At 63.8% G+C, this 21,214-nt stretch carries 18 protein-coding genes; 4 read left to right on the forward strand and 14 right to left on the reverse strand.

The features are described from left to right. The first annotated feature begins 90 nt into the window (after positions 1-90). The 3 genes from CAF70_RS08310 to CAF70_RS08320 all read left to right on the forward strand — a co-directional run bounded on the left by CAF70_RS08310 (position 91) and on the right by CAF70_RS08320 (position 4,103). Positions 91-588, forward strand: coding sequence for a sigma-70 family RNA polymerase sigma factor (locus CAF70_RS08310; RefSeq protein WP_085624226.1), 498 nt, complete (start codon positions 91-93; stop codon positions 586-588). A 20-nt stretch (positions 589-608) separates the two neighbouring features. After that, positions 609-1,565 (forward strand): FecR family protein, encoded by a 957-nt coding sequence (locus CAF70_RS08315; protein ID WP_085623903.1) that lies wholly within the window; start codon positions 609-611, stop codon positions 1,563-1,565. A 108-nt stretch (positions 1,566-1,673) separates the two neighbouring features. Next, positions 1,674-4,103, forward strand: a complete 2,430-nt coding sequence (locus CAF70_RS08320; RefSeq protein WP_085623905.1) for a TonB-dependent siderophore receptor — start codon at positions 1,674-1,676, stop codon at positions 4,101-4,103. A gap of 106 nt (positions 4,104-4,209) precedes the next feature. On the opposite strand, the gene CAF70_RS08325 is transcribed toward CAF70_RS08320, so the two are convergent. The 4 genes from CAF70_RS08325 to CAF70_RS08340 are packed head-to-tail and all read right to left on the reverse strand — an operon-like array spanning position 4,210 to position 7,655. Next, complete coding sequence (locus CAF70_RS08325) at positions 4,210-5,367, reverse strand: betaine/proline/choline family ABC transporter ATP-binding protein (RefSeq protein ID WP_085623907.1); 1,158 nt, start codon at positions 5,365-5,367, stop codon at positions 4,210-4,212. After that, positions 5,364-6,017 (reverse strand): ABC transporter permease, encoded by a 654-nt coding sequence (locus tag CAF70_RS08330; protein ID WP_085623909.1) that lies wholly within the window; start codon positions 6,015-6,017, stop codon positions 5,364-5,366. Before CAF70_RS08330 ends, CAF70_RS08325 begins: the two co-directional genes overlap by 4 nt. Beyond that, positions 6,014-6,928, reverse strand: a complete 915-nt coding sequence (locus CAF70_RS08335) for a glycine betaine ABC transporter substrate-binding protein (RefSeq protein ID WP_085623911.1) — start codon at positions 6,926-6,928, stop codon at positions 6,014-6,016. Before CAF70_RS08335 ends, CAF70_RS08330 begins: the two co-directional genes overlap by 4 nt. Positions 6,929-6,941: 13 nt before the next feature. After that, positions 6,942-7,655: an ABC transporter permease gene (locus CAF70_RS08340; RefSeq protein ID WP_085623913.1), complete on the reverse strand. Its 714-nt coding sequence runs from the start codon at positions 7,653-7,655 to the stop codon at positions 6,942-6,944. Between the two features lie 538 nt (positions 7,656-8,193). Here CAF70_RS08340 and CAF70_RS08345 point away from each other — a divergent pair. Then, positions 8,194-9,777, forward strand: coding sequence for a peptide chain release factor 3 (locus tag CAF70_RS08345; RefSeq protein WP_003257876.1), 1,584 nt, complete (start codon positions 8,194-8,196; stop codon positions 9,775-9,777). A 130-nt stretch (positions 9,778-9,907) separates the two neighbouring features. On the opposite strand, the gene CAF70_RS08350 is transcribed toward CAF70_RS08345, so the two are convergent. The 10 genes from CAF70_RS08350 to CAF70_RS08395 form a co-directional block, all read right to left on the reverse strand. Next, positions 9,908-10,987 carry a polyamine ABC transporter substrate-binding protein gene (locus CAF70_RS08350; RefSeq protein WP_085623915.1) on the reverse strand — a complete coding sequence of 360 codons (1,080 nt, stop codon included), beginning with the start codon at positions 10,985-10,987 and terminating at the stop codon, positions 9,908-9,910. Between the two features lie 52 nt (positions 10,988-11,039). Then, positions 11,040-11,381 carry a cupin domain-containing protein gene (locus tag CAF70_RS08355; protein WP_085623918.1) on the reverse strand — a complete coding sequence of 114 codons (342 nt, stop codon included), beginning with the start codon at positions 11,379-11,381 and terminating at the stop codon, positions 11,040-11,042. A 32-nt stretch (positions 11,382-11,413) separates the two neighbouring features. Beyond that, the gene (locus CAF70_RS08360) at positions 11,414-12,820 is read right to left on the reverse strand and encodes an FAD-binding oxidoreductase (RefSeq protein ID WP_085623920.1); all 1,407 of its coding nucleotides are present in this window, start codon (positions 12,818-12,820) and stop codon (positions 11,414-11,416) included. A 64-nt stretch (positions 12,821-12,884) separates the two neighbouring features. Beyond that, on the reverse strand, positions 12,885-13,694 hold the full coding sequence (locus tag CAF70_RS08365; protein ID WP_085623922.1) for a nuclear transport factor 2 family protein: 810 nt from the start codon (positions 13,692-13,694) through the stop codon (positions 12,885-12,887). Between the two features lie 371 nt (positions 13,695-14,065). Further along, the gene (locus CAF70_RS08370) at positions 14,066-15,034 is read right to left on the reverse strand and encodes a peptide ABC transporter ATP-binding protein (RefSeq protein ID WP_024086321.1); all 969 of its coding nucleotides are present in this window, start codon (positions 15,032-15,034) and stop codon (positions 14,066-14,068) included. After that, on the reverse strand, positions 15,034-16,002 hold the full coding sequence (locus CAF70_RS08375) for an ABC transporter ATP-binding protein (protein WP_085623925.1): 969 nt from the start codon (positions 16,000-16,002) through the stop codon (positions 15,034-15,036). Before CAF70_RS08375 ends, CAF70_RS08370 begins: the two co-directional genes overlap by 1 nt. A 10-nt stretch (positions 16,003-16,012) precedes the next feature. Beyond that, entirely contained in the window at positions 16,013-16,939 is a 927-nt protein-coding gene (locus CAF70_RS08380) for an ABC transporter permease subunit (RefSeq protein WP_085623926.1), read from the reverse strand. 10 nt (positions 16,940-16,949) lie between these two features. Then, on the reverse strand, positions 16,950-17,960 hold the full coding sequence (locus tag CAF70_RS08385) for an ABC transporter permease subunit (protein WP_085623928.1): 1,011 nt from the start codon (positions 17,958-17,960) through the stop codon (positions 16,950-16,952). A 91-nt stretch (positions 17,961-18,051) separates the two neighbouring features. Further along, positions 18,052-19,662, reverse strand: coding sequence for an ABC transporter substrate-binding protein (locus CAF70_RS08390; protein ID WP_178076365.1), 1,611 nt, complete (start codon positions 19,660-19,662; stop codon positions 18,052-18,054). Positions 19,663-19,739: 77 nt separating this feature from the next. Beyond that, complete coding sequence (locus CAF70_RS08395) at positions 19,740-21,119, reverse strand: OprD family porin (protein WP_085623932.1); 1,380 nt, start codon at positions 21,117-21,119, stop codon at positions 19,740-19,742. Between the last annotated feature and the right edge of the window lie 95 nt (positions 21,120-21,214).

Below are 21,214 nucleotides of genomic sequence, written 5' to 3' on the forward strand. Positions count from 1 at the left end.
AAAAAAGACGATAAATTTTTTGTTACCGACTGGCGGAATTGCCGGTTTTGATGAGAAACATTACTATTCGCACCCTTGTCCGCCTCCCTGATGACCCCGACCGTGTCCGGACCCAAAGGCTTCCTCGACCACTACCATGAGCTGATCGGCACCTGGACGCGCAAGTTGCGCAGTCGACAGCAGGCCGAGGACCTCACCCACGATGCCTTTGTCCGGGTGCTGGAAAACCCGCGCGAGCAGGTCGAGCAGCCTCGTGCCTACCTGCACCAGACCGCACGCAACATTGCCGTGGACGGTTTCCGTCGCGAGGACCGTCGTCAGGTCCTGGAGCTGGAAGCCTTCGACGAAGGCGTGGCCGGCAGTGGCGACCCCGAGGCCTACGTGCAGGCGCTTGAGCTGGCCGACAGTGTCGAGCGGGCGCTGGCCGAACTGCCGCTCAATTGCCGGCAGGTATTCATCTGGCAGAAGCTCGAAGGCCTGACCCAGGCCGAGATCGCCGAGCGCATGGGGTTGAGCAAGAACATGGTCGAAAAGTATATGATCCGCACGCTCCGGCATCTGCGTGAGCACCTGGATGTGTCGGCTTGATGAGTCAGGAGACCTTTTCGATGAAACAGCACGGTTCCGTCCGCGAGCAGGCGGCGGCATGGTTCGCCCGCGTGCAGGATGCGCCTCGCGATGCCGTGCTGCAGGCGCAACTGCACGCCTGGCTGGAAAGCGATGAACGGCACCGTGAAGAGTATCAGCAGCTCGACCGCCTGTGGCAGGCCGCCGGCTCCATCCCCCGCCAGCGCCTGGAGGCGCTGTGCCAGCCGGCCGCGGTACGCCATTTGCCACGTCGACGCTTCGCGCGCCGGGCCTTGGCCGCCAGTGTGGCCGCACTGGCGTTGGGGCTGGGCTGGGGTGGCTGGCACTACCAGCAACTGAATCACCAGGGCAACGTGCAGACCGCCTTCAATGAACGCCAGCAGGTGGACCTGCCGGACGGCTCGCACCTTGAACTCAACGGCAGCACGCACGTGCAGGTCGCTTTCAGCGCCGGCCAGCGGCATGTCCGGCTGATGGCGGGTGAGGTGATGTTTACCGTCGCGCATGACAGTGGCAGGCCGTTCGTGGTCGACACTGCCCAGGGTAGCGTGACCGTAACCGGTACCCGATTCGACGTCCGCCTGGACCCGGCCAGCACCCGCGTGGCCGTGGAGCAAGGCTCGGTGCGTGTGCAGGGCAAGGGCGCCTCGCTGGCGCAACTCAGGGCGGGTCAAGGCTCGCATATAGATGCGCAAGGCCAGGTGGCTGTGCCCTATAGGGTAAATACCGGCGCCCTGACGGCCTGGCGCCAAGGCAGGCTGGTGTTCGACAACGCCACCCTGGCCGAGGTGGTTGCCGAAGTTTCGCGCTACCGCAGCCAGCCGCTGCGGATCGCCCCCGGCAAAGTCGCGCAGTTGCGGCTGTCCAGCACCTTCAGCACCGACGACACCGACGCGCTGCTGCGCGCCTTGCCGAGCATCCTGCCGGTGGCCATCAAGGCCCATGAAGATGGCTCGCGCGAAATAATCGCGAAATAGATTCAGGTTTTTTTCCGCTCGTTCGTCTTCCCCGCCAGCTGCAACTGCCAAGCATTTCCATTTGCATGCGGTTGGCGTTTATTCCGTATTCCAGGAAGTTTCGACGACGTGAACAACAACAAGCCCTTCCCACGCTTCCGCGCCGTGGCGCTGGCCCTGGCGGTCAGCGCCGTGACCGTCAACAGCCAGGCCGCAGAGACCGGCAGCACCATCCAGATCCAGGCCCAACCGTTGGCTTCGGCGTTGAACCAGCTCGGCCAGCAGACCAACCTGCAGCTGTTCTTCAGCCCCGAGCTGGTAGCGGGCAAGCAGGCCCCGGCGGTGTCCGGCCAGCTGGCACCCGAGCACGCGCTGCAGCAACTGCTGCAAGGCAGTGGCCTGACCTACGAGATGTCCCAGGGCACCGTGGTGCTCAAGCCGGCCCAGGCCGATGCCACCCTTACCAGCGGCAGCCTGGAGCTGGCGCCTACCGACATCAAGGTGGTCGGTGACTGGCTGGGCGATGCCCAGCAGAGCGTGGTGCAGAACCACCCCGGCGCACGCACCGTGGTACGCCGCGAGGCGATGGTGGAGAAGGGCGCAATGAATGTGCGCGACGTGCTGCGTGGTATCCCGGGCGTACAGGTGCAGGACTCCAACGGCACCGGCGGCAGCGACCTGTCGCTGAACGTGGGCGTTCGCGGCCTGACTTCACGCCTGTCGCCACGCTCCACGGTGCTGATCGACGGCATCCCGGCCGCCTTCGCACCCTATGGCCAGCCGCAGCTGTCGATGGCGCCGATTTCCTCGGGCAACCTCGACAGCATCGATGTGGTGCGTGGCGCCGGTTCCGTGCGCTATGGCCCGCAGAACGTCGGCGGGGTGATCAACTTCGTCACCCGGGCGATCCCGGAGAAGGCTTCGGCCGAGCTGTCCACCACCCTGGAAACCTCACAGCATGGCGGCTGGAAGCACACCGAGTCGGCCTTCGTCGGTGGTACGGCGGACAACGGCATGGGCGTGGCGTTGCTGTACACCGGGGTGAATGGCAACGGTTACCGTGAAAGCAACAACGGCAACGACATCGACGACGTCATCCTCAAGACCCACTGGGCGCCGACCGACGTTGACGAGTTCTGGCTCAACTTCCACTACTACGACGGCCGTGCCGACATGCCTGGCGGCCTGACCCAGGCGCAGTACGACAGCAACCCGTACCAGTCGCTGCGTGACTACGACTACTTCGCCGGCCGGCGCAAGGACGTGTCGTTCAAGTGGCAGCGCCAGCTCGACGACGCCACCCAGTTCGAAGTGCTGACCTACTACACCGACAGCTTCCGCGGCAGCGCTATTGCTTCGCGCGACATGAAGACCCTGTCTTCGTACCCGCGCAACTACCACACCTTCGCCATCGAACCACGGCTGTCGCGGATTTTCTTCGCCGGCCCGACCACCCAGGAAGTCAGCGTGGGCTACCGCTACCTGAAGGAAGCGATGCGTGAGCAGTCGACCCGCCTGGCGCTGATCGACAACGTGCCGACGCCCGCCCCCGGTTCCGACGGCCATGTGTTCCAGGACCGCAGCGGTGGTACCGAGGCCAGCGCCTACTACATCGACGACAAGATTGATGTGGGTAACTGGACCATCACCCCGGGTATCCGCTTCGAGCACATCAACACCGACTGGCGCGACCGCCCGGTGCTCGGTGCCAACGGCCAGCCGGTGCCGGAAAAGAAGCGCAGCATCACCAGCAACGAGCCGCTGCCGGCGCTGAGCGTGATGTACCACATTTCCGATGCGTGGAAGGTGTTCGCCAACTACGAGACCTCGTTCGGCAGCCTGCAGTACTTCCAGCTGGGCCAGGGTGGTACAGGCAACAGCACGGCCAATGGCCTGGAGCCGGAAAAGGCCAAGACCTACGAAATCGGTACCCGCTATGACAATGGCGGCTTTGCCGGTGAGCTGACGGCGTTCTACATCGATTTCGATGACGAACTGCAGTACATCAGCAACGATGTGGGCTGGACCAACCTCGGTGCGACCAAGCACCAGGGGATCGAGGCCTCGGTGCGCTATGACCTGGACGGGCTGGACCCGCGCCTGGCAGGGCTGTCGGTGAGCGGTGGCTACACCTATACCCGCGCTACTTATGAAGGCGACATTCCTGGCTTCAAGGGCCGCGACCTGCCGTTCTATTCACGCCAGGTGGCCACTGCCGGGGTGCGCTATGCAGTCAATCGCTGGACCTGGAACCTGGATGCCTATGCCCAATCCAGACAGCGCGCGCCGGGGACCGGGATCAATGCCGACGGCAGCTTCAACGGCGACTACATCACCGAGCCGAGTGCCGATGGGCAGTATGGCGATATTCCGGGGTACGTGACCTGGCATGCCCGTGGCGGGTATGAGTTCGGACCGGAAATGTCCAACCTGAAGTTGGCGGCGGGGGTGAAGAACCTGTTCGACAAACAGTACTTCACCCGCTCCAGCGACAACAATGCCGGCATTTATGTGGGCGAACCGCGAACGTTCTATGTGCAGGCCAGTGTAGGGTTCTGACACCGCGTCGCCTGCTTCGCGGGTGAACCCGCTCCCACAGGTATCGCGCAGGTCTTTAGCCTTGCGCCGACCCTGTGGGAGCGGGTTTACCCGCGAAGAGGCCGGTTCAGGAAATCACCGCCTCGGCCGGCGAAACGATGCTGGTCTTGGCCCCCCGCGAGCGCCCCGAGCTCAGGTAAGCCGCAATCGACTCCTGCGTCACCTCGCCCAAAAACACCTGCTCGGCATCCAGCACCGGCAGCCACGCCCGGTTGAACTCGTACATCCGCGACAGCAGGATGCGCAAATGCTCATCATGCGAAGCCGTTGCATTGAACGGCCGCAGGAATTCGCCACAGGTCCCTTGCTGGCGATGCATGTCGCGCCGGCGCACGTAGCCCAGCGCCTTGTTCTGCGCATCGGTCACCACCACGTAGCGGCGGTCGTGCTCGTCCAGCAGCTCCAGCGCATCGCTTACCGGCGTCTGCGGGCTCACCGATGGCGCGTTGTCCGCCGCATCCTCCGCACGCACCAGCAGCAGCCGCTTGAGGGTGCTGTCCTGGCCGACGAAGTTGCTCACGAACTCGTCTGCCGGGTGCGCCAGCAGGGTATCCGGATGGTCCAGCTGCAACAGCTTGCCGGCGCGGAAGATGGCGATCTTGTCGCCCAGCTTGATCGCTTCGTCGATGTCGTGGCTGACCATGATCACGGTCTTGTTCAAGGCCCGCTGCATCTCGAAGAACTCATTCTGGATCATCTCGCGGTTGATCGGGTCGACCGCGCCGAACGGCTCGTCCATCAGCAGCACCGGCGCTTCCGCCGCCAAGGCTCGGATCACGCCGATACGCTGCTGCTGGCCACCGGACAGCTCGCGCGGGTAACGCTGCAGGTACTGCTTGGGCTCCAGCTTGATCATGTGCATCAGTTCGCGGGCGCGTTCATGGCACTTCTGTTTGTCCCAGCCGAGCAGGCGCGGCACCACGGTGATGTTCTCCTCGATGGTCATGTTGGGGAACAGGCCGATCTGCTGGATCACATAGCCGATGTGCCGGCGCAGGGTGACTTCGTCCAGCCCGGTGGTGTCTTCGCCATTGATGAACACCTGGCCGGAAGTGGGGGGGATCAGGCGGTTGATCATTTTCAGGGTAGTGCTCTTGCCGCAGCCCGAGGGGCCGAGGAACACGCAGATTTCCCCTTCGTTGACGGTGAGGCTTACCGAATCGACGGCTTTGACGTCCTTGCCGTTGACGTTGAAGGTTTTGCTGAGGTTCTTCAGTTCGATCATGGGCGCAGTCCTTCTGGAGTCAGGGCACGTTGCAGGGTTTGCAGGAGCAGGTCGGCGATGATCGCCAGCAGGCTGACCAGCACGGCGCCGACCAGCAGCATCGACATGTCGCTGCGGCTGATGGAGGTAAGGATGAGTACGCCAAGGCCGCCCGCACCGATGGTGGCGGCGATGGTCATCACGCCGATGTTCATCACCACGGCGGTGCGCACGCCGGCGAGGATCACCGGCACGGCGATGGGCAGCTCGACCATGCGCAGGCGCTGGCCGAAAGTCATGCCGATGCCGCGCGCCGCTTCACGGATGCCGGGTTCGACGTTGGTCAGGGCCAGGTAGGTGTTGCGCAGGATCGGCAGAAGTGAATAGAGGAACACCGCAGTGATCGCCGGCAGCGGCCCGAGGCCTTGGCCGAACCTGGAGTAGAACGGCAGCAGCAGGCCGAACAGGGCGATGGAAGGAATGGTCAGCAGCACCGTGGCGCTGGCCTGCAAGGGGCCGGCGACTGCCGGGAAGCGGGTCATCAGGATGCCCAGCGGCACGCCGACGATGATCGCCAGGCCGACGGCGACGCCGACCAGCATGATGTGCTGCCAGGTCAGCTGCAGCACCTGGGCCCAGTCGAGGTGGGCGAATGTGTCGAGCAGGCTCATGGTTGGCCCTCGCTGTTCAATGGGTGCTCACGCAGGAAGGTGGCGGCCACGGACGTCGGGTTCTGGTGCTCGACATCGACCTTGGCATTGAGCTGGCGCATGGTTTCGTCATCCAGTTGCTCGGCCAGTGGCTTGAGCAGGCTGGCCAGCTTCGGGTTGGCGTCCAGTACCTGTTTGCGCACCACCGGGGCGGCGGTGTAGTCCGGGAAGTAGTGCTTGTCGTCTTCCAGCAGCTTGAGGTTGAACGCGTTCAGGCGGCCATCGGTGGTGTACACCAGGCCGGCGAATACCTGGTTGTTGTGCATGGCGGTGTAGACCAGGCCGGCATCCATCTGGCGGATGTTGGCACGGCCCACCTGCAAGTCGTACATCGCCTTCAGGCCGACCAGCCCGTCCGGGCGGTTGGCGAACTCGGTGTCCAGCGCCACCAGGTGGTTGCGGCGGCTTTCGTCGCGCAGCACCTGGTTGAGGTCGCTGATCGAGTTGATCTGTGGATAAGCCTCGGCGACCTGCCTGGGCAGGCCCAGCGCGTAGGTGTTGCTGAACTTCGACGGGGTCAGCCAGATCAGGCCCTTGTTCGCGTCCAGTGCCTTGACCTTGGCGTAGGTAGCCTCGGCACTGGGCATGCGCTCATCGATATGGTTGTACGACACCAGTGACACACCGGTGTATTCCCACATCAGGTCTAGCTGCCCGGTTTCCTGGGCCTGGCGCGCGATGCTGCTGCCCAGGCCGCTGGTGACGCGCACGTCGAAGCCGTTGGCGCGCAGGTATTGCGCGGTGATTTCGGCGAGTACGGTCTGTTCGGTGAACACCCGCGCGCCGATGCGGATCAGCGGTTTTTCCGCTGCCTGGGCAAATCCTGCGAACAGCAGGGCCGCGCCCAGCAGCAAGGCGATTCTCTTGTTCATGCGTTCCCTCTTGTTATCCAGCCAGGCCACGTTCCAGCCAGCGTTTGCTGGAGGCACTCACCGCCGCGTCGAGCACCAGCGCCAGCAGCGCGGTGCAGGCGGCGCCGAGCAGCAGTTGTGGCTGGTTGTTCAGGGCAATGCCGGGGAAGATCAGGCTGCCCAGGCTGTTGGCGCCAATCAGGAACGCCAGTGGCGCGGTGCCGACGTTCAGCGCCAGGGCCACGCGCACACCGCCGACGATGATCGGCACGGCGTTGGGCAGTTCCACCTGCCACAGTTGCTGACGCGGGGTCATGCCGATGCCGGTGGCGGCTTCCTTGAGCGAGGCGGGGACGTTTTTCAGGCCCTCGTAGGTGTTGCGCACGATGGGCAGGAGGGAGGCGAGGAACAGCGCGAAGATCGCGGGCCCGGCGCCGATGCCGAGGATACTCAGGGCGATGGCCAGAACGGCCAGGGGAGGGATGGTGTTGCCAACGTTGAACAACTGCATGAAGCGCTCGGCTTTGTCGACCCGGTGCGGTCGACTCAAGGCAATGCCGGCGGGGATGCCCACGGCCAGCGCCGCCGCCATCGAAGCCAGCACCAGTACCAGGTGCGCTTGCAGGTAGAACCCAAGATCGTCGCGATAACGCGCGATCGTGTCGATGCCGATCCAGTGGACCAGCAGGGCCAGGATGACGAGCACGGTGGCCCATCCCAACAGCCCTTTTCCGTAGCGTTTTGCCACAGGCGGACTCCTTGTGTAGTCGGCGAGCACACTTCTTGGTTGCCGGCCATTCCTGGCGGCGGGTGGTGTGTTCGCGAGTAGCAGCGTGAGGCACCCCGTAGGCTGCGATCAGGCCATGAGCCGAACCCCGTCGGGCCCGATATTGCTGATGAAACCAGTCCCCAAGCGAAGCGGGTTGCGGGGGAGTGGACGTCTCCGAGGGCGTAAAGGTTCCCATCTGGGGCGGCATTTGGCCAGTGGTAATCACTGGGTGTATCGAAATAAGGCGAGAAAAAACAGCGTATTAATTCGCTACAAGCGTTGAAATAACTGACCTGTGGCCATTTATCGTGATAAAGCGATTGCCTGTGGAATCGGCTTTGCCTGAGCCGGCCCTTTCGCGGGTAAACCCGCTCCCACAGGGACTGCACCGCACCTGTGGGAGCGGGTTTACCCGCGAAGGGGCCGGCACAGCACCACTCATTCCTCAGGTTTTGGTCCCGGCCCAACTTCAGGTATGATATCGCCCCTTTTAAATCCCCCAGTCAGGCGATTTCCCATGACCAACCAGGCCGCCGAAGTCGCGAAGCGCCGCACTTTCGCAATCATTTCCCACCCCGACGCCGGTAAGACCACCATCACCGAGAAGCTGCTGCTGATGGGCAAGGCCATTGCCGTCGCCGGTACCGTGAAGTCGCGCAAGTCCGACCGCCACGCCACCTCCGACTGGATGGAAATGGAGAAGCAGCGCGGCATTTCCATCACCACCTCGGTGATGCAGTTCCCGTACCGCGAGCACATGATCAACCTGCTCGACACCCCAGGCCACGAAGACTTTTCGGAAGACACCTACCGCACCCTGACCGCGGTGGACTCGGCGCTGATGGTGCTCGACGGCGGTAAAGGTGTAGAGCCACGTACCATCGCCCTGATGGACGTGTGCCGCCTGCGCGACACACCGATCGTCAGCTTCATCAACAAGCTCGACCGCGACATCCGCGACCCGATCGAACTGCTGGACGAGATCGAAGCGGTACTGAAGATCAAGGCTGCGCCGATCACCTGGCCGATCGGCTGCTACCGCGACTTCAAGGGCGTGTACCACCTGACCGGTGACTACATCGTGGTGTACACCCCGGGCCACGGCCACGAGCGCACCGAAGCCAAGATCATCCAGAAGCTGGATTCCGATGAGGCCCGTGCTCACCTGGGCGACCAGTACGACTCGTTCGTCGAACAGCTGGAGCTGGTGCAGGGTGCCTGCCACGAGTTCAACCAGGAAGAGTTCATCAACGGTCAGCTGACCCCGGTGTTCTTCGGTACCGCGTTGGGCAACTTCGGTGTCGACCACGTGCTCGACGCAGTAGTCGACTGGGCGCCGCGCCCACTGGGCCGTGTTGCCCACGAGCGCACCGTCGAGCCTGTGGAAGAGAAGTTCACCGGTTTCGTGTTCAAGATCCAGGCGAACATGGACCCGAAACACCGCGACCGCATCGCCTTCATGCGCATCTGCTCGGGCAAGTACGAAAAGGGCATGAAGATGCGCCACGTGCGGATCAACAAGGACCTGCGTATCGGCGATGCGCTGACCTTCTTCTCCTCCGAGCGCGAGCAGCTGGAAGAGGCCTATGCCGGCGACATCATCGGCCTGCACAACCACGGCACCATCCAGATCGGCGACACCTTCACCGAAGGCGAGGCGCTGGGCTTCACCGGTATCCCGCACTTCGCCCCGGAGCTGTTCCGCCGCGTGCGCCTGAAGGACCCGCTGAAATCCAAGCAGTTGCGCCAGGGCCTGCAACAGCTGGCCGAAGAGGGCGCTACCCAGGTGTTCTTCCCTGAGCGCAGCAACGACATCATCCTCGGTGCAGTCGGTGTGCTGCAGTTCGACGTGGTCGCCAGCCGCCTGAAGGAAGAGTACAAGGTCGAGTGCGCGTACGAGCCGATCACTGTGTGGTCGGCCCGCTGGATCGGTTGTGACGACAAGAAGAAGCTCGAGGAATTCCAGAACAAGGCCATGGAAAACCTGGCCATCGACGGTGGCGGGCACCTGACCTACCTGGCGCCGACCCGCGTCAACCTGTCGCTGATGGAAGAGCGCTGGCCGGACATCAAGTTCCGCGCTACCCGCGAGCATCACTGATCGCAGAATTGGGGCTGCTTTGCAGCCCTTCGCGGGCGCGCCCGCTCCCACAGGGAATCACAACACCTGAAGGTTGCGCGATCCTTGTGGGAGCGGGCGTGCCCGCGAAGGGCCGCAAAGCGGCCCCGATTCAATTTCCTGCCTTGATACTGGTCCAGATCCGCGTCCGAATACGGTCGATCTTCGCCGGCATCGCCTCCAGCGCATACAGCTTGCCCATCACGTCCTCGCTCGGGTAAATCATCGTATTACCCTTCATCGCCGGCTCCACCAGCCCGTCCGCCTTGAGGTTGCCGTTGGCGTACTGCACATGGTTGCTGATGTTGGCCATCACCTCTGGCTGCAGCAGGTAGTTCATGTAGGCGTAACCGGCCTTCTCATCTGGTGCATCGGCCGGCATGGCCACCATGTCGAACCACATCGGCGCACCTTCCTTGGGGATCGAATACCCCACCTTCACCCCGTTCTTCGCCTCTTCGGCGCGGTTCTTCGCCTGCAGCACATCCCCCGAGAAGCCCACCACCACGCAGATGTCGCCGTTGGCCAGGTCACCGGTGTACTTCGAGGAGTGGAAGTAGCTGATGTACGGCCGCACCTGCATCAGCAGCGCCTTGGCCTTGTCGTAGTCGGCCGGGTTCTGGCTGTGGTGCGGCAGGCCCAGGTAGTGCAGGGCGATGGGCAACAGCTCGGGGCCGTTGTCCAGCACGGCGACGCCGCAGCTTTTCAGCTTGCTCATGTACTCGGGCTTGAAGATCAGGTCCCAGGAGTCCACCGGTGCGTTGTCGCCGAGCACCGCCTTGACCTTGTCGACGTTGTAGCCGATGCCAGTGCTGCCCCACAGGTACGGGAAGCCGTACTGGTTGCCCGGGTCGTTCACCTCCAGCGCCTTCATCAGCACCGGGTTGAGGTTGTGCCAGTTGGGCAGCTGCGACTTGTCCAGCGGCTTCAGGGCCTTGCCCTGGATCTGCCGAGCCATGAAATGGTTGGACGGAAACACCACGTCGTAGCCGGAGTTGCCGGTCATCAGCTTGCCGTCGAGGGTTTCGTTGCTGTCGTAAACGTCGTAGGTGGGCACGATACCGCTGGCTTGCTGGAAGTTTTTCAGTGTGTCGGGGGCAACGTAGCTGGACCAGTTGTAGATCTTCACCGTTTCGGCGGCGCCGGCCACGCTGGCGGCCAGCATCAAGGGGGCGAGAAGGAGCGTGCGCATGTCGGGGTTACCTTGCTTTGTCTGTTGTTATCGAAGGCAGGCGATCAGCGGATCAGAAAATAAGGACGTAGGTCTTGCGCACGGTCTCCTGGATATCCCAGGTGCCGGTGCTGTTGGCCGGTAGCATCAATGCGTCTCCGGCTTCTATGAACAGGGGCTGGCCACCGTCGGGGGTGAAGCTGCAACTGCCCTTGATGAAATGGCAAAACTCCTGCTGCACGATCTGCCGTCGCCAGCGCCCGGGGGTGCACTCCCAGATGCCGGTTTCGACGCCGTCGCTGCGTTCCACGCAGGTGACCGAGGCCACCGCCACGGGCTCGCCGAGCGGTACTGCAACGGGGTTGGAGCTATCGAGCACGGAACTTTCGGTGTTCTTGAAATGGGTGATGCTCATGACCGGTAAATCCTGTGTCGGGAAAAGGGAAGTCAGTGCATGAAGCCTTCCATGAAGTCTGCAAGGTTGCTGGCAAGGCGCCGCCTCCAAGGCGCACTGGCGGGGTTGGCAAGGGTCCGGTCCTCGTGGACGAAACTCTGGATGATCGCGTTGTAGCCGAGCCACCGGCACGGCTCGGGCGGCCAGCTGGCAAGGCTCGCAACCGGGCGGTTGTCGAGCACCCAGGGTTGCGCGGTCAGCTCGTTGTGCTGGTTGAGGATCAGCGCCGCCAGGGTGCGCCCGCCCAGGTTGGTGGCGCCGACACCTTCACCGCCGTAGCCGCCGGCCAGGGCGATGCCACGCTGGCGGTCGCAGAGCATGTGCGGGCGGAAGCGCCGCGCCATGCCCAGGTTACCGCCCCAGGAATGGGTGATGCGCACGTGCTTCAGCTGCGGGAACAGTTCGCTGAACAGGTAGCGGCGCAGCTCGATTTCCTGTTCAGTGAGGGTGAAGTTTTCGCGCAGGCGGCCACCGAAGCGGTAGCCGCCACGGGCGCCGAATACCAGGCGGTTGTCGGCGGTGCGCTGGCCGTAGGTGACCTGGCGGCTGCTCTCGCTGAAGGCCTGGCCCCGGTTCAGGCCGATCTGTTCCCAGGTGGCTTCCGGCAGGGGTTCGGTGGCCACCAGCAGGCTCTGTACCGGCAGCTGATGTTTGCCCAGTGGTGGCAGGCTGACGGCGTAGCCCTCCACGACGGGTACCATCCATTGGCAGCGAATGCGCGCCAATGGGGTACGCACCTCACCGGGCTGCCAGTCGATGGCGGGTGTGTTTTCGTAGATGGGTACGCCCAGCGCTTCTACCGCCCGGGCCAGGCCACGCGCCAGCTTGGCGGGTTGGATGGTTGCGGTGTGCGGGCTGTAGATGGCGCCATAGGCGTTGCTGACCCGCAGCTGGGCGTCCAGCTGTTCGGGGCGCAGCCAGCGGTAGTCGTCCTCGGTCATGCCTTGGCGATAAAGATCGTCGAGGTAGGCGCGCAGACTGCGCTCCTGTTCCGGGTAGCGCGCGGCGCAGTACAGCACGCCGCCTTTGCGGTAGTCGCAGTCGATGCCTTCGCGTTGCAGCACGCTGTGCACTTCATCGGGTATGCCATGCAGCAGGTCGATGCTGGCGCGGCGCTGTTGCGGCGACAGGGTGGCCAGCAGGCGGTCTTCGCCGAGCAGGTTGCCCATCAGCCAGCCGCCGTTGCGCCCGGAAGCACCGAAGCCGGCAATGTTGGCGTCGATCACGGCGATGTTCAGCTGCGGCGCCTGACGCTTTAGGTAGTAGGCGGTCCACAGGCCGGTGTAGCCGGCGCCGATGATGCACACATCCGCGTTCAGGTCCTCGCGCAGGGCCGGGCGGGCGCACAGCGGCTCGTCAAGCTGGTCCATCCACAGGCTGAGCGTGCGCAGGGGTTGCATCGGGTTCGGCTCCACATCCGTCAAGGTCTGTGGGCGATCCTAGTGGTGTCGGCGGGCGGCTGTCCTACGTGCGTGCACGCAGGGAAATTTGCTTCAGGTACGCCTTGGGGGTGAGCCCGGTGTGTTCGCGGAAGCACTTGTAGAACGCTGAAAGCGAGTTGAAACCGGCATTGAACGCCAACTCGTCGATCGTGGCCTCGACGCTGTCATCATCGAGGCTGGCCATCAGGTGCTGCAGGCGGGCCTGGTTGACGTAGCGGTAAAAGCTTCGCCCGAGTACCTGGTTGAGCAGGTAGGAGATCTGGTTGCGGCTGTAGCCGCTGGCGTCTGCCACCTGCTGCAGGTCCAGCTCCGGGTCCAGGTAGGGGCGCTGGCGCTGGAAGTAGTGCTCCAGGTCCTGGGCCATGGTCGACAGTTGCCGGGGGGACAGGCCAAGGCGGCTGGTGGCTGGGCGCGGGCCGCTGCTGGGGTGGCCGCTGCCGTTCTGACGGACCAGCGTGGCGTACTCGTTTACTTGCCAGATCAGGCCGTCCTTGACGGTGATCGCCTCGCTGGACTGGAACGCCACCAGCCCGTCACCACCCTGCACCGTGACCTGGTACTGAATGAACGCGGTACAGCCATCGACGCGGATGCGGTCGATGTGGACGATGTCCTCGCCGGCTTCATGGGGCAGGCAGGCGCGCACGTAGTCGCGCAGCTCCTGGTAGCCGAGCACGCGGTTCTGGAAGAAGTCGTGGTACTGCATGTCAGGGTGGTAGAGCGCAATGACGCCGTCGAGGTCGCGGTGCTTCCAGCACAGGTGGTAGCGCAGCACGGTGTCGGCGGTGAGCGAGGTCTGCTCGGGGCCGTCGGGGAGGGTGGTGGCGGTCATGAGCCCGATAGTGCATTGCAGAACACCCAGCTGCAAGGGGGCGGATCCGGCATATTGCACGGTTTTGCCAAGCGGCTTGGGCAGTAAGCCGTTGATTCGGTTGAGAGTGATTTTTTGACAGGGATGGCATGGCGAGTGCACCGGTCTGTTCACCATCGAACAAGGAGAAAGGCCATGCGCTCGATACTGCTTTGGATGATTGGGGTGCCGATTCCGGTGATTATCCTGATCTGGTTCTTTATGCATTGAGATTTTGGGGCCGCTTTGCGGCCCATCGCCGGCAAGCCAGCTCCCACAGGTACTGCACAGGGCTTGGGTCCTGTGGAGATCCTTGTGGGAGCTGGCTTGCCGGCGATGAAGGTTACGCCGATTTAGAGGAACTGCTCGGCATAGTGACAAGCCACTTGCCGCGTACTCACCTGCCTGAGCGCCGGCACTTCCTTGGCACACCGCTCGGTCGCATACGGGCAGCGCTTGTGAAACGCACACCCATCCGGCGGGTTCAGCGGGTTGGGCAACTCCCCGGCAATACGGATCTTCGGCTTCAACGGGTCCGGATGAATCGCCGGCGTGGCCGATAGCAATGCCTGGGTATACGGGTGTAATGGTCGTTCGTAAATATCTTCTTTCGGCCCCATCTCCGCCGGCCGCCCCAAATACATCACCAGCACCTGATCGGCCACATGCCGCACCACCGCCAGGTTGTGCGAGATGAACACATAGGCGGTGTTGAACTCCTTCTGCAAGTCCATGAACAGGTTCAGCACCTGAGCCTGGATCGACACGTCCAGCGCCGAGGTCGGCTCGTCCGCCACCAGCACCTTGGGTTGCAGCATCATTGCCCGGGCCAGGGCGATACGCTGGCGCTGGCCACCGGAGAACATGTGCGGGTAGCGCTGGTAATGCTCGGGGCGCAGGCCGACCTGTTCCATCATCTTCTGCACCTTTTCTCGCCGCTCGGCCTTGCTTAGCGAGGTGTTGATCAGCAGCGGCTCGGCCAGCTGGTCACCAATCTTCTGCCGTGGGTTGAGCGAGGCGTAGGGGCTCTGGAACACCATCTGTACGTCGCGGCGCAGTTGCTTGCGCTCGCTCTTGCTGGCGCCTTTCACTTCGGTGCCGGCAATTTGCAGCGAACCGGACGACGGCTCTTCGATCAGAGTCAGGGCGCGGGCCAGGGTGGACTTGCCGCAGCCGGACTCGCCGACCACGGCCAGGGTCTTGCCGGCCTCCAGTTCGAACGACACGCCATTCAGCGCGCGGACCAGGGCGTGGCCCTTGAACAGCCCGCGGGAGACTTCGTAATGCCGGGTCAGCTCCCGGGCGGATAGAACGACGGCCATCACGCCACCTCCTGGTTCAGCGGGTAGAAGCAACGCACCAGGCCATGGGCCTGGGGATCGAGGGGCGGGCGCTGGCGCCGGCAGTTGTCCTGCACGTACGGGCAGCGCGGTGACAGCAGGCACCCCACGGGGCGGTCGTAGCGGCCGGGGACGATGCCGGGCAGGGTGGCCAAGCGTTCGGCACCGATACTGTGCTCGGGGATCGCCGCCAGCAACGCTTCGCTGTAGGGGTGGGCGGGCACATCGAACAGCTCCGGCACCTGGCCCACTTCCACGGCCTGGCCGGCGTACATCACGCACACCCGCCTGGCCGTTTCGGCGACCACGGCGAGGTCGTGGGTGATCAGGATGAGCGCCATGTTGCGCTCCTTCTGCAGGTTGACCAGCAGCTCCATGATCTGCGCCTGGATGGTCACGTCCAGCGCAGTGGTGGGCTCGTCGGCAATCAGCAGCTTGGGCTCGCCGGCAATCGCCATGGCAATCGCCACGCGCTGGCTCATGCCGCCGGACAGTTGGTGCGGGTAGGCGTCCAGGCGGCTTTCGGCAGCCGGGATCTCGACCTTTTTCAGCAGCTCCAGGGCACGCTGGCGTGCGGCCTTGCCCTTCAGGCCCAGGTGCTGGCGCAGCACTTCCTCGATCTGATAGCCCACGGTGTAGCTGGGGTTGAGCGCGGTCATCGGGTCCTGGAAGACCATGGCGATGTCCTTGCCCACCACCTTGCGGCGCTGGCGGCCGCTGAGCTTGAGCATGTCGGTGCCGTCGAAGGTGAGTGCGTCGGCAGTGATGCGCCCCGGGGCATCGATCAGGCCCATCAGAGCCATCATGGTCACGGACTTGCCCGAGCCGGATTCGCCGACGATGGCCAGGATCTCGCCGGCCTCCACCATCAGGTCCAGGCCATCGACCACCGGTACCGCATTGGCGTCGCCGAAGCGCACGTTAAGGTTGTTGATCTGCAACAGTGACATGGCGTTCTCCTCAGGCGGCGTTCTTGAGTTTCGGGTCCAGCGCATCGCGCAGGCCGTCGCCCATCAGGTTGATTGCCAGCACACTGAGCAGAATGGTCAGGCCGGGCAGGCTCACTACCCACCAGGCGCGCTCGATGTAGTCGCGGGCCGAAGCCAGCATGGTGCCCCACTCCGGGGTCGGCGGCTGCACGCCAAGGCCGAGGAAGCCCAGCGCGGCGGCGTCGAGGATGGCCGAAGAGAAGCTGAGGGTGGCCTGCACGATCAGCGGTGCCATACAGTTGGGCAGCACGGTGACGAACATCAGCCGTGGCAGCCCTGCACCTGCCAGGCGGGCGGCGGTGACGTAGTCGCGGTTCAGCTCGCCCATCACGGCGGCGCGGGTCAGGCGCACGTAGGATGGCAACGACACGATGGCGATGGCGATCACGGTGTTGATCAGGCCTGGGCCGAGGATGGCGACGATGGCCACTGCCAGCAGCAGCGAGGGCAGGGCCAGCATCACGTCCATCAGGCGCATGATCGACGGGCCGAGCAGTTGCGGGAAGAAACCGGCCAGCAGGCCCAGCAGGATGCCAGGGATCAGCGACATCAACACTGACGACAGGCCGATCAGCAGCGACAGCCGCGCGCCCTGGATCAGCCGCGAAAGCAGGTCGCGGCCCAGCTCGTCGGTGCCGAGAATGAACTGCCAGCTGCCACCTTCGAGCCACACCGGCGGGGTCAGCAGGAACTCGCGGTACTGCTCGCTAGGGTCGTGCGGGGCGACCCACGGCGCGAACAGCGCGCAGAACACCACCAGGCACATGAAGGCCAGGCCCATCACCGCGCCTTTGTTGCGGGCGAAGGCTTGCCAGAATTCTTTGTACGGTGAGGGGTAGAGCAGGCTCTGGTCCACCGGGCTGGCCGGCGTGACGGATTTCGGAATCGGGCTAGTCATGACGAGGGCCTCAGCGCTGATGACGGATGCGTGGGTTGGCCAGGCCGTAGAGGATGTCCACGACGAAGTTGACCAGGATTACCAGGCAGGCGATCAACAGGATGCCGTTCTGGACCACGGGGTAGTCACGGGCACCGATGGCTTCGATCAGCCACTTGCCGATGCCCGGCCAGGAAAAGATGGTTTCGGTCAGCACTGCACCGGCCAGCAGCGTGCCGACCTGCAGGCCGAACACGGTCAGCACCGGGATCAGCGCGTTGCGCAGGCCGTGCACGAACACCACGCGAGCTGGCGACAGGCCTTTGGCGCGGGCGGTGCGGATGTAGTCCTCGCGCAGCACTTCGAGCATCGACGAGCGGGTCATGCGGGCGATCACCGCCAGCGGGATGGTGCCGAGCACGATGGCCGGCAGGATCAGGTGCATCACCGCGTCCTTGAACGCGCCTTCCTCGTCGCTGAGCAGGGTGTCGATGAGCATGAAACCGGTCTTCGGCTCGATGTCATAGAGCAGGTCGATGCGCCCGGACACCGGGGTCCAGCCCAGGCTCACCGAGAAGAACATGATCAGGATCAGGCCCCACCAGAAGATCGGCATCGAGTAACCGGCCAGGGAAATGCCCATTACCCCATGGTCGAACAGCGAACCGCGCTTGAGCGCGGCAATCACCCCGGCCAGCAGGCCGACGATGCCGGCGAACAGCAGGGCGGCGAAGGCCAGTTCGAGGGTGGCCGGGAACAGGGTGAGGAACTCGTGCCACACGCTCTCGCGGGTGCGCAGCGATTCACCGAGGTCACCCTGGGCCAGCTTGCCGACGTAGTCCAGGTACTGGACCGGCAGCGGCTTGTTCAGGCCAAGGCGCTCCATGGCCTGGGCATGCATTTCGGGGTCGACCCTGCGCTCGCCCATCATCACTTCCACCGGGTCGCCGGGGATCAGGCGTATGAGCGCGAAGGTCAGCAAGGTGATACCGAAAAAGGTCGGTATCAACAGGCCAAGGCGCCGGGCAATAAAGCTCAACATTGTCGGGGTTACCTCATCAGGCCGTGGGGCGATCAGCCCGCTACGGTGGTGCCGCCGGTTCCCGTGTGGGGTGCCGGCGGTCGTTGTTGTTCTACTTCACCTTGGTGGTGGCGAAGTTGTTGTTGGTCAGAGGGCTGATCACGTAGCCCTCCACGTTGTCACGCATGGCCGTGAACACCTTCGGGTGGGCCATGCTGATCCAGGGTTGGTCGTCATCGTACACCCTTAAAGCCTCGGCATAGACCCATCGGCGCTCATTGTCATCCGTCATCTGCCGTGCGCGCGTGATGAGTGCCTGGAACTGCGGATTGCACCAACGGGCGTAGTTCTCGCCGTTCTTGGCTGCCTCGCAGCTCAGCAGCGGGGTGAGGAAGTTGTCCGGGTCACCGTTGTCGCCTGCCCAGCCGGTGGAGACCAGGTCGGCTTCGCCGTTCTTGGCACGACGCAGCATTTCGGCCCATTCCATCACGCGGATATCCAGCTGCAGGCCGACCTGTTTCAGGTCGGCCTGCAGCATCTCGGCGGACAGGCGGGGGTTGGGGTTGGTCATGCCGCCGCCGTTGCGGGTGAACAGGGTGATCACGGTACCTTCCGGTACGCCAGCTTCCTTGAGCAGGGCTCGGGCCTTGGCCAGGTCCCGAGGCGGGTTCTGATTGGTGGTGTTGTAACCGAGCATGGTCGGCGGGTACGGGTTCACGCCCACCAGCGCGTTGTCCTTGCCAAACAGCTGGTCGACGTGTGTCTGGCGGTCGAAGGCCATGTTGATGGCTTTGCGCACGCGCACATCGCTGAGGTACTTGTGCTGGGTGTTCATGGCGATATAGCCGGTGACCAGCGCTTCGGTCTCGGCGACCTTGAGCTTAGGGTCGGCCTTGATCGTCGGCACGTCCTCCGGTTTGGGGTACAGCGCGACCTGGCATTCGTTGGCGCGCAGCTTTTGCAGGCGCACGTTGCTGTCGGTGGCGATGGCGAATATCAGGGCGTCGGCCGGGGGCTTGCCGCGGAAGTAGTCCGGGTTGGGTTTGAAGCGGACCTGTGCGTCCTTGTTGTAACGCTGGAAGATGAACGGGCCGGTGCCGATCGGCTTGCTGTTCAGCTCGGCGGTCTTGCCGGCCTTGAGCAACTGGTCGCCGTATTCGGCGGAGTAGATCGAGGTGAAGCCCATGGCCATGTCCCGCAGGAACGGTGCTTCCGGGCGGGTGAGGGTGATCACCACGGTGTGGTCATCAGTCTTGTCCACCGACTTGAGCAGGCTTTTGAAGGACATGCTTTCGAAGTACGGGTAGCCGACGCTGGTCTTGTCGTGCCACGGGTGCGCCGGGTCGAGCTGACGGCGCAGGCTCCACAGCACGTCATCGGCGTTGAATTCGCGAGTGGGCGTGAAGTAGTCGGTCTTGTGGAACTTCACCCCTTGGCGCAGGTGGAAGGTGTAGGTCAGGCCGTCCGGTGAGATGTCCCAGCGTTCGGCCAGGGCCGGCTGGACGTCGGTGGTGCCAGGCTTGAAGTCGACCAGGCGGTTGAACAGCGCTTCGGAGGTGGCATCGAAGGTGACCCCCGTAGTGTACTGGACAACATCGAACCCTTCCGGGCTGGCTTCGGTGCACACCACCAGCGGTTTGGCTGCCAGCTGCGAGGCGCCGCCCAGAAGCAGCGCTGCCAGGGCCAGGCGCAGTGGCCGCGATTTCATGAAAGCTCTCTGCATGGGTTGAAACTCCCTGCGTGCATTGATTCCAGCGTAGCCGCCACGGCCCGCAACGATGCGGGCCGTGGCGGCGGCGGTCAGAGAATGTTGAATGGAATGGTGGTAACCACCCGGAACTCATCCAGGCTGCCATCGCCCTGGGCCTTGCTGGCGCGGTGCGCGGTATAGGTGGCGCGGATGCTGGTGTCTTTCAGCGGCCCGCTCTGTACCGCGTAGCTGGTGCCGATGCCCCACTCGTAGTGGGTTTCGCCATCCAGGCCGTTCACGTCGTAGGCGGTGCCGCGGTAATGGGTACCGTCGATGCCCCAGCCGCGGGCGTTGTACAGGTTGAACTTCAGGCCCGGTACGCCGTACGGCGCCATGTTCAGCACATAGGAAATCTGCAGCGATTTCTCGTTGGGGCCGTTGAAGTCCGACAGCAGCGAGTTGGCCAGGTAGATGCCGTTGGTTTCGTGCAGGTAGTCGAAGTACTCGTTGCCGTTGACCTGCTGCCAGGAGGCGCTGAGGGTGTGGGCCTGGTGGGTCAGGCCGAGCGACAGGCTGTAGGTGTCGTTGTCGATCTCGCCCATCTTCTTGCTGCCGGCATCGACGGTCTTGTAGTAGTTCAGGCCGGTGCTCAGGCTGAGTACAGCACTGTCGCCGAGCACGTGGTTGGCGCCGAAGTAGTACTGGTTCCAGAAGTCGTCGACCTTGGTGGCGTACAGGCTGGTGCTCAGGCTCTTGAACGGCTGGTAGTTGATGCCGGCGGTGCTGGCACGGTCGGTTTCCACGCCAGTGGCACTGTATTCGCTGCGGAACTTGCTGAGGCTCTGTTCGGTACGCGGTGAGACGCGGTCGAAAGTACCCAGGTCGAAGCTCAGGTTGTCGAATTCGGCGCTGTGCAGGAATGCACCCTGGAAGCTCGACGGCAGGGCGCGGTTGCCGATATAGGCGATCATCGGCGTGTCCACCGATTGGCGGCCAACGGTGAGGGTGGTGTTGGACACGCGGGCCTTGACGTTGGCCAGGCCCATCTTGCTCCACTGGCCGATCGGGTCGCCGTCGCTGTGGGTCAGGGTACGGTTGTTGGGGCCGGCGACAGCTTCGCGGCTCTGCTGCAGGGCGATGGCATTGTAGCCGGCGGCTTCGACGGCGAAACCGACGGTGCCCTGGGTGAACCCGGAGCTGTAGTTGAGAATGGTGCCCTGCACCCAGTTCTCGCGGCTGTGGGTGGGATGGCGGGTGCCGTCGCTCTTGTAGTACCTCCACAGCGGGGCGCGTGCGGCGCGTTCGCGGGCGTACCAGTTGCGAGTGCTACCGGACAGGCTCTGGCCGTCGATGAAGCCGCTGGCCTGCTCCTGCTCGCTGCTGCCTTTGAGGGTGATGGGGATGTAGTCCTGGCTTTGCGGGTCGGCCTGGGCCACGGTGGATAAGGCACTGATGGATAAGGCCAGTGCGGTCAAGGTGAACGTTTTCAAGGTTGAAGCTCCCTTTCTTTTCTAGTTATGCCGGCCTTGTGGGCCGGGTTTCTTGCTGCGGTGTTGCCAGGGTTGCCCGGGGTGACCGGGCGGAA

The sequence above is a fragment of the Pseudomonas sp. B19(2017) genome, from assembly GCF_002113165.1.
Lineage (GTDB): Bacteria > Pseudomonadota > Gammaproteobacteria > Pseudomonadales > Pseudomonadaceae > Aquipseudomonas.

Bases quoted from the DNA above. Each gene is read 5' to 3' on its own strand.
- CAF70_RS08370 (WP_024086321.1), bottom strand. From the start codon at position 15,034: ATGGCCGTCGTTCTATCCGCCCGGGAGCTGACCCGGCATTACGAAGTC.
- CAF70_RS08365 (WP_085623922.1), bottom strand. From the start codon at position 13,694: ATGACCGCCACCACCCTCCCCGACGGCCCCGAGCAGACCTCGCTCACC.
- CAF70_RS08375 (WP_085623925.1), bottom strand. From the start codon at position 16,002: ATGTCACTGTTGCAGATCAACAACCTTAACGTGCGCTTCGGCGACGCC.
- CAF70_RS08355 (WP_085623918.1), bottom strand. From the start codon at position 11,381: ATGAGCATCACCCATTTCAAGAACACCGAAAGTTCCGTGCTCGATAGC.
- CAF70_RS08380 (WP_085623926.1), bottom strand. From the start codon at position 16,939: ATGACTAGCCCGATTCCGAAATCCGTCACGCCGGCCAGCCCGGTGGAC.
- CAF70_RS08325 (WP_085623907.1), bottom strand. From the start codon at position 5,367: ATGATCGAACTGAAGAACCTCAGCAAAACCTTCAACGTCAACGGCAAG.
- CAF70_RS08310 (WP_085624226.1), top strand. From the start codon at position 91: ATGACCCCGACCGTGTCCGGACCCAAAGGCTTCCTCGACCACTACCAT.
- CAF70_RS08330 (WP_085623909.1), bottom strand. From the start codon at position 6,017: ATGAGCCTGCTCGACACATTCGCCCACCTCGACTGGGCCCAGGTGCTG.
- CAF70_RS08360 (WP_085623920.1), bottom strand. From the start codon at position 12,820: ATGCAACCCCTGCGCACGCTCAGCCTGTGGATGGACCAGCTTGACGAG.
- CAF70_RS08345 (WP_003257876.1), top strand. From the start codon at position 8,194: ATGACCAACCAGGCCGCCGAAGTCGCGAAGCGCCGCACTTTCGCAATC.
- CAF70_RS08335 (WP_085623911.1), bottom strand. From the start codon at position 6,928: ATGAACAAGAGAATCGCCTTGCTGCTGGGCGCGGCCCTGCTGTTCGCA.
- CAF70_RS08315 (WP_085623903.1), top strand. From the start codon at position 609: ATGAAACAGCACGGTTCCGTCCGCGAGCAGGCGGCGGCATGGTTCGCC.
- CAF70_RS08385 (WP_085623928.1), bottom strand. From the start codon at position 17,960: ATGTTGAGCTTTATTGCCCGGCGCCTTGGCCTGTTGATACCGACCTTT.
- CAF70_RS08390 (WP_178076365.1), bottom strand. From the start codon at position 19,662: ATGCAGAGAGCTTTCATGAAATCGCGGCCACTGCGCCTGGCCCTGGCA.
- CAF70_RS08350 (WP_085623915.1), bottom strand. From the start codon at position 10,987: ATGCGCACGCTCCTTCTCGCCCCCTTGATGCTGGCCGCCAGCGTGGCC.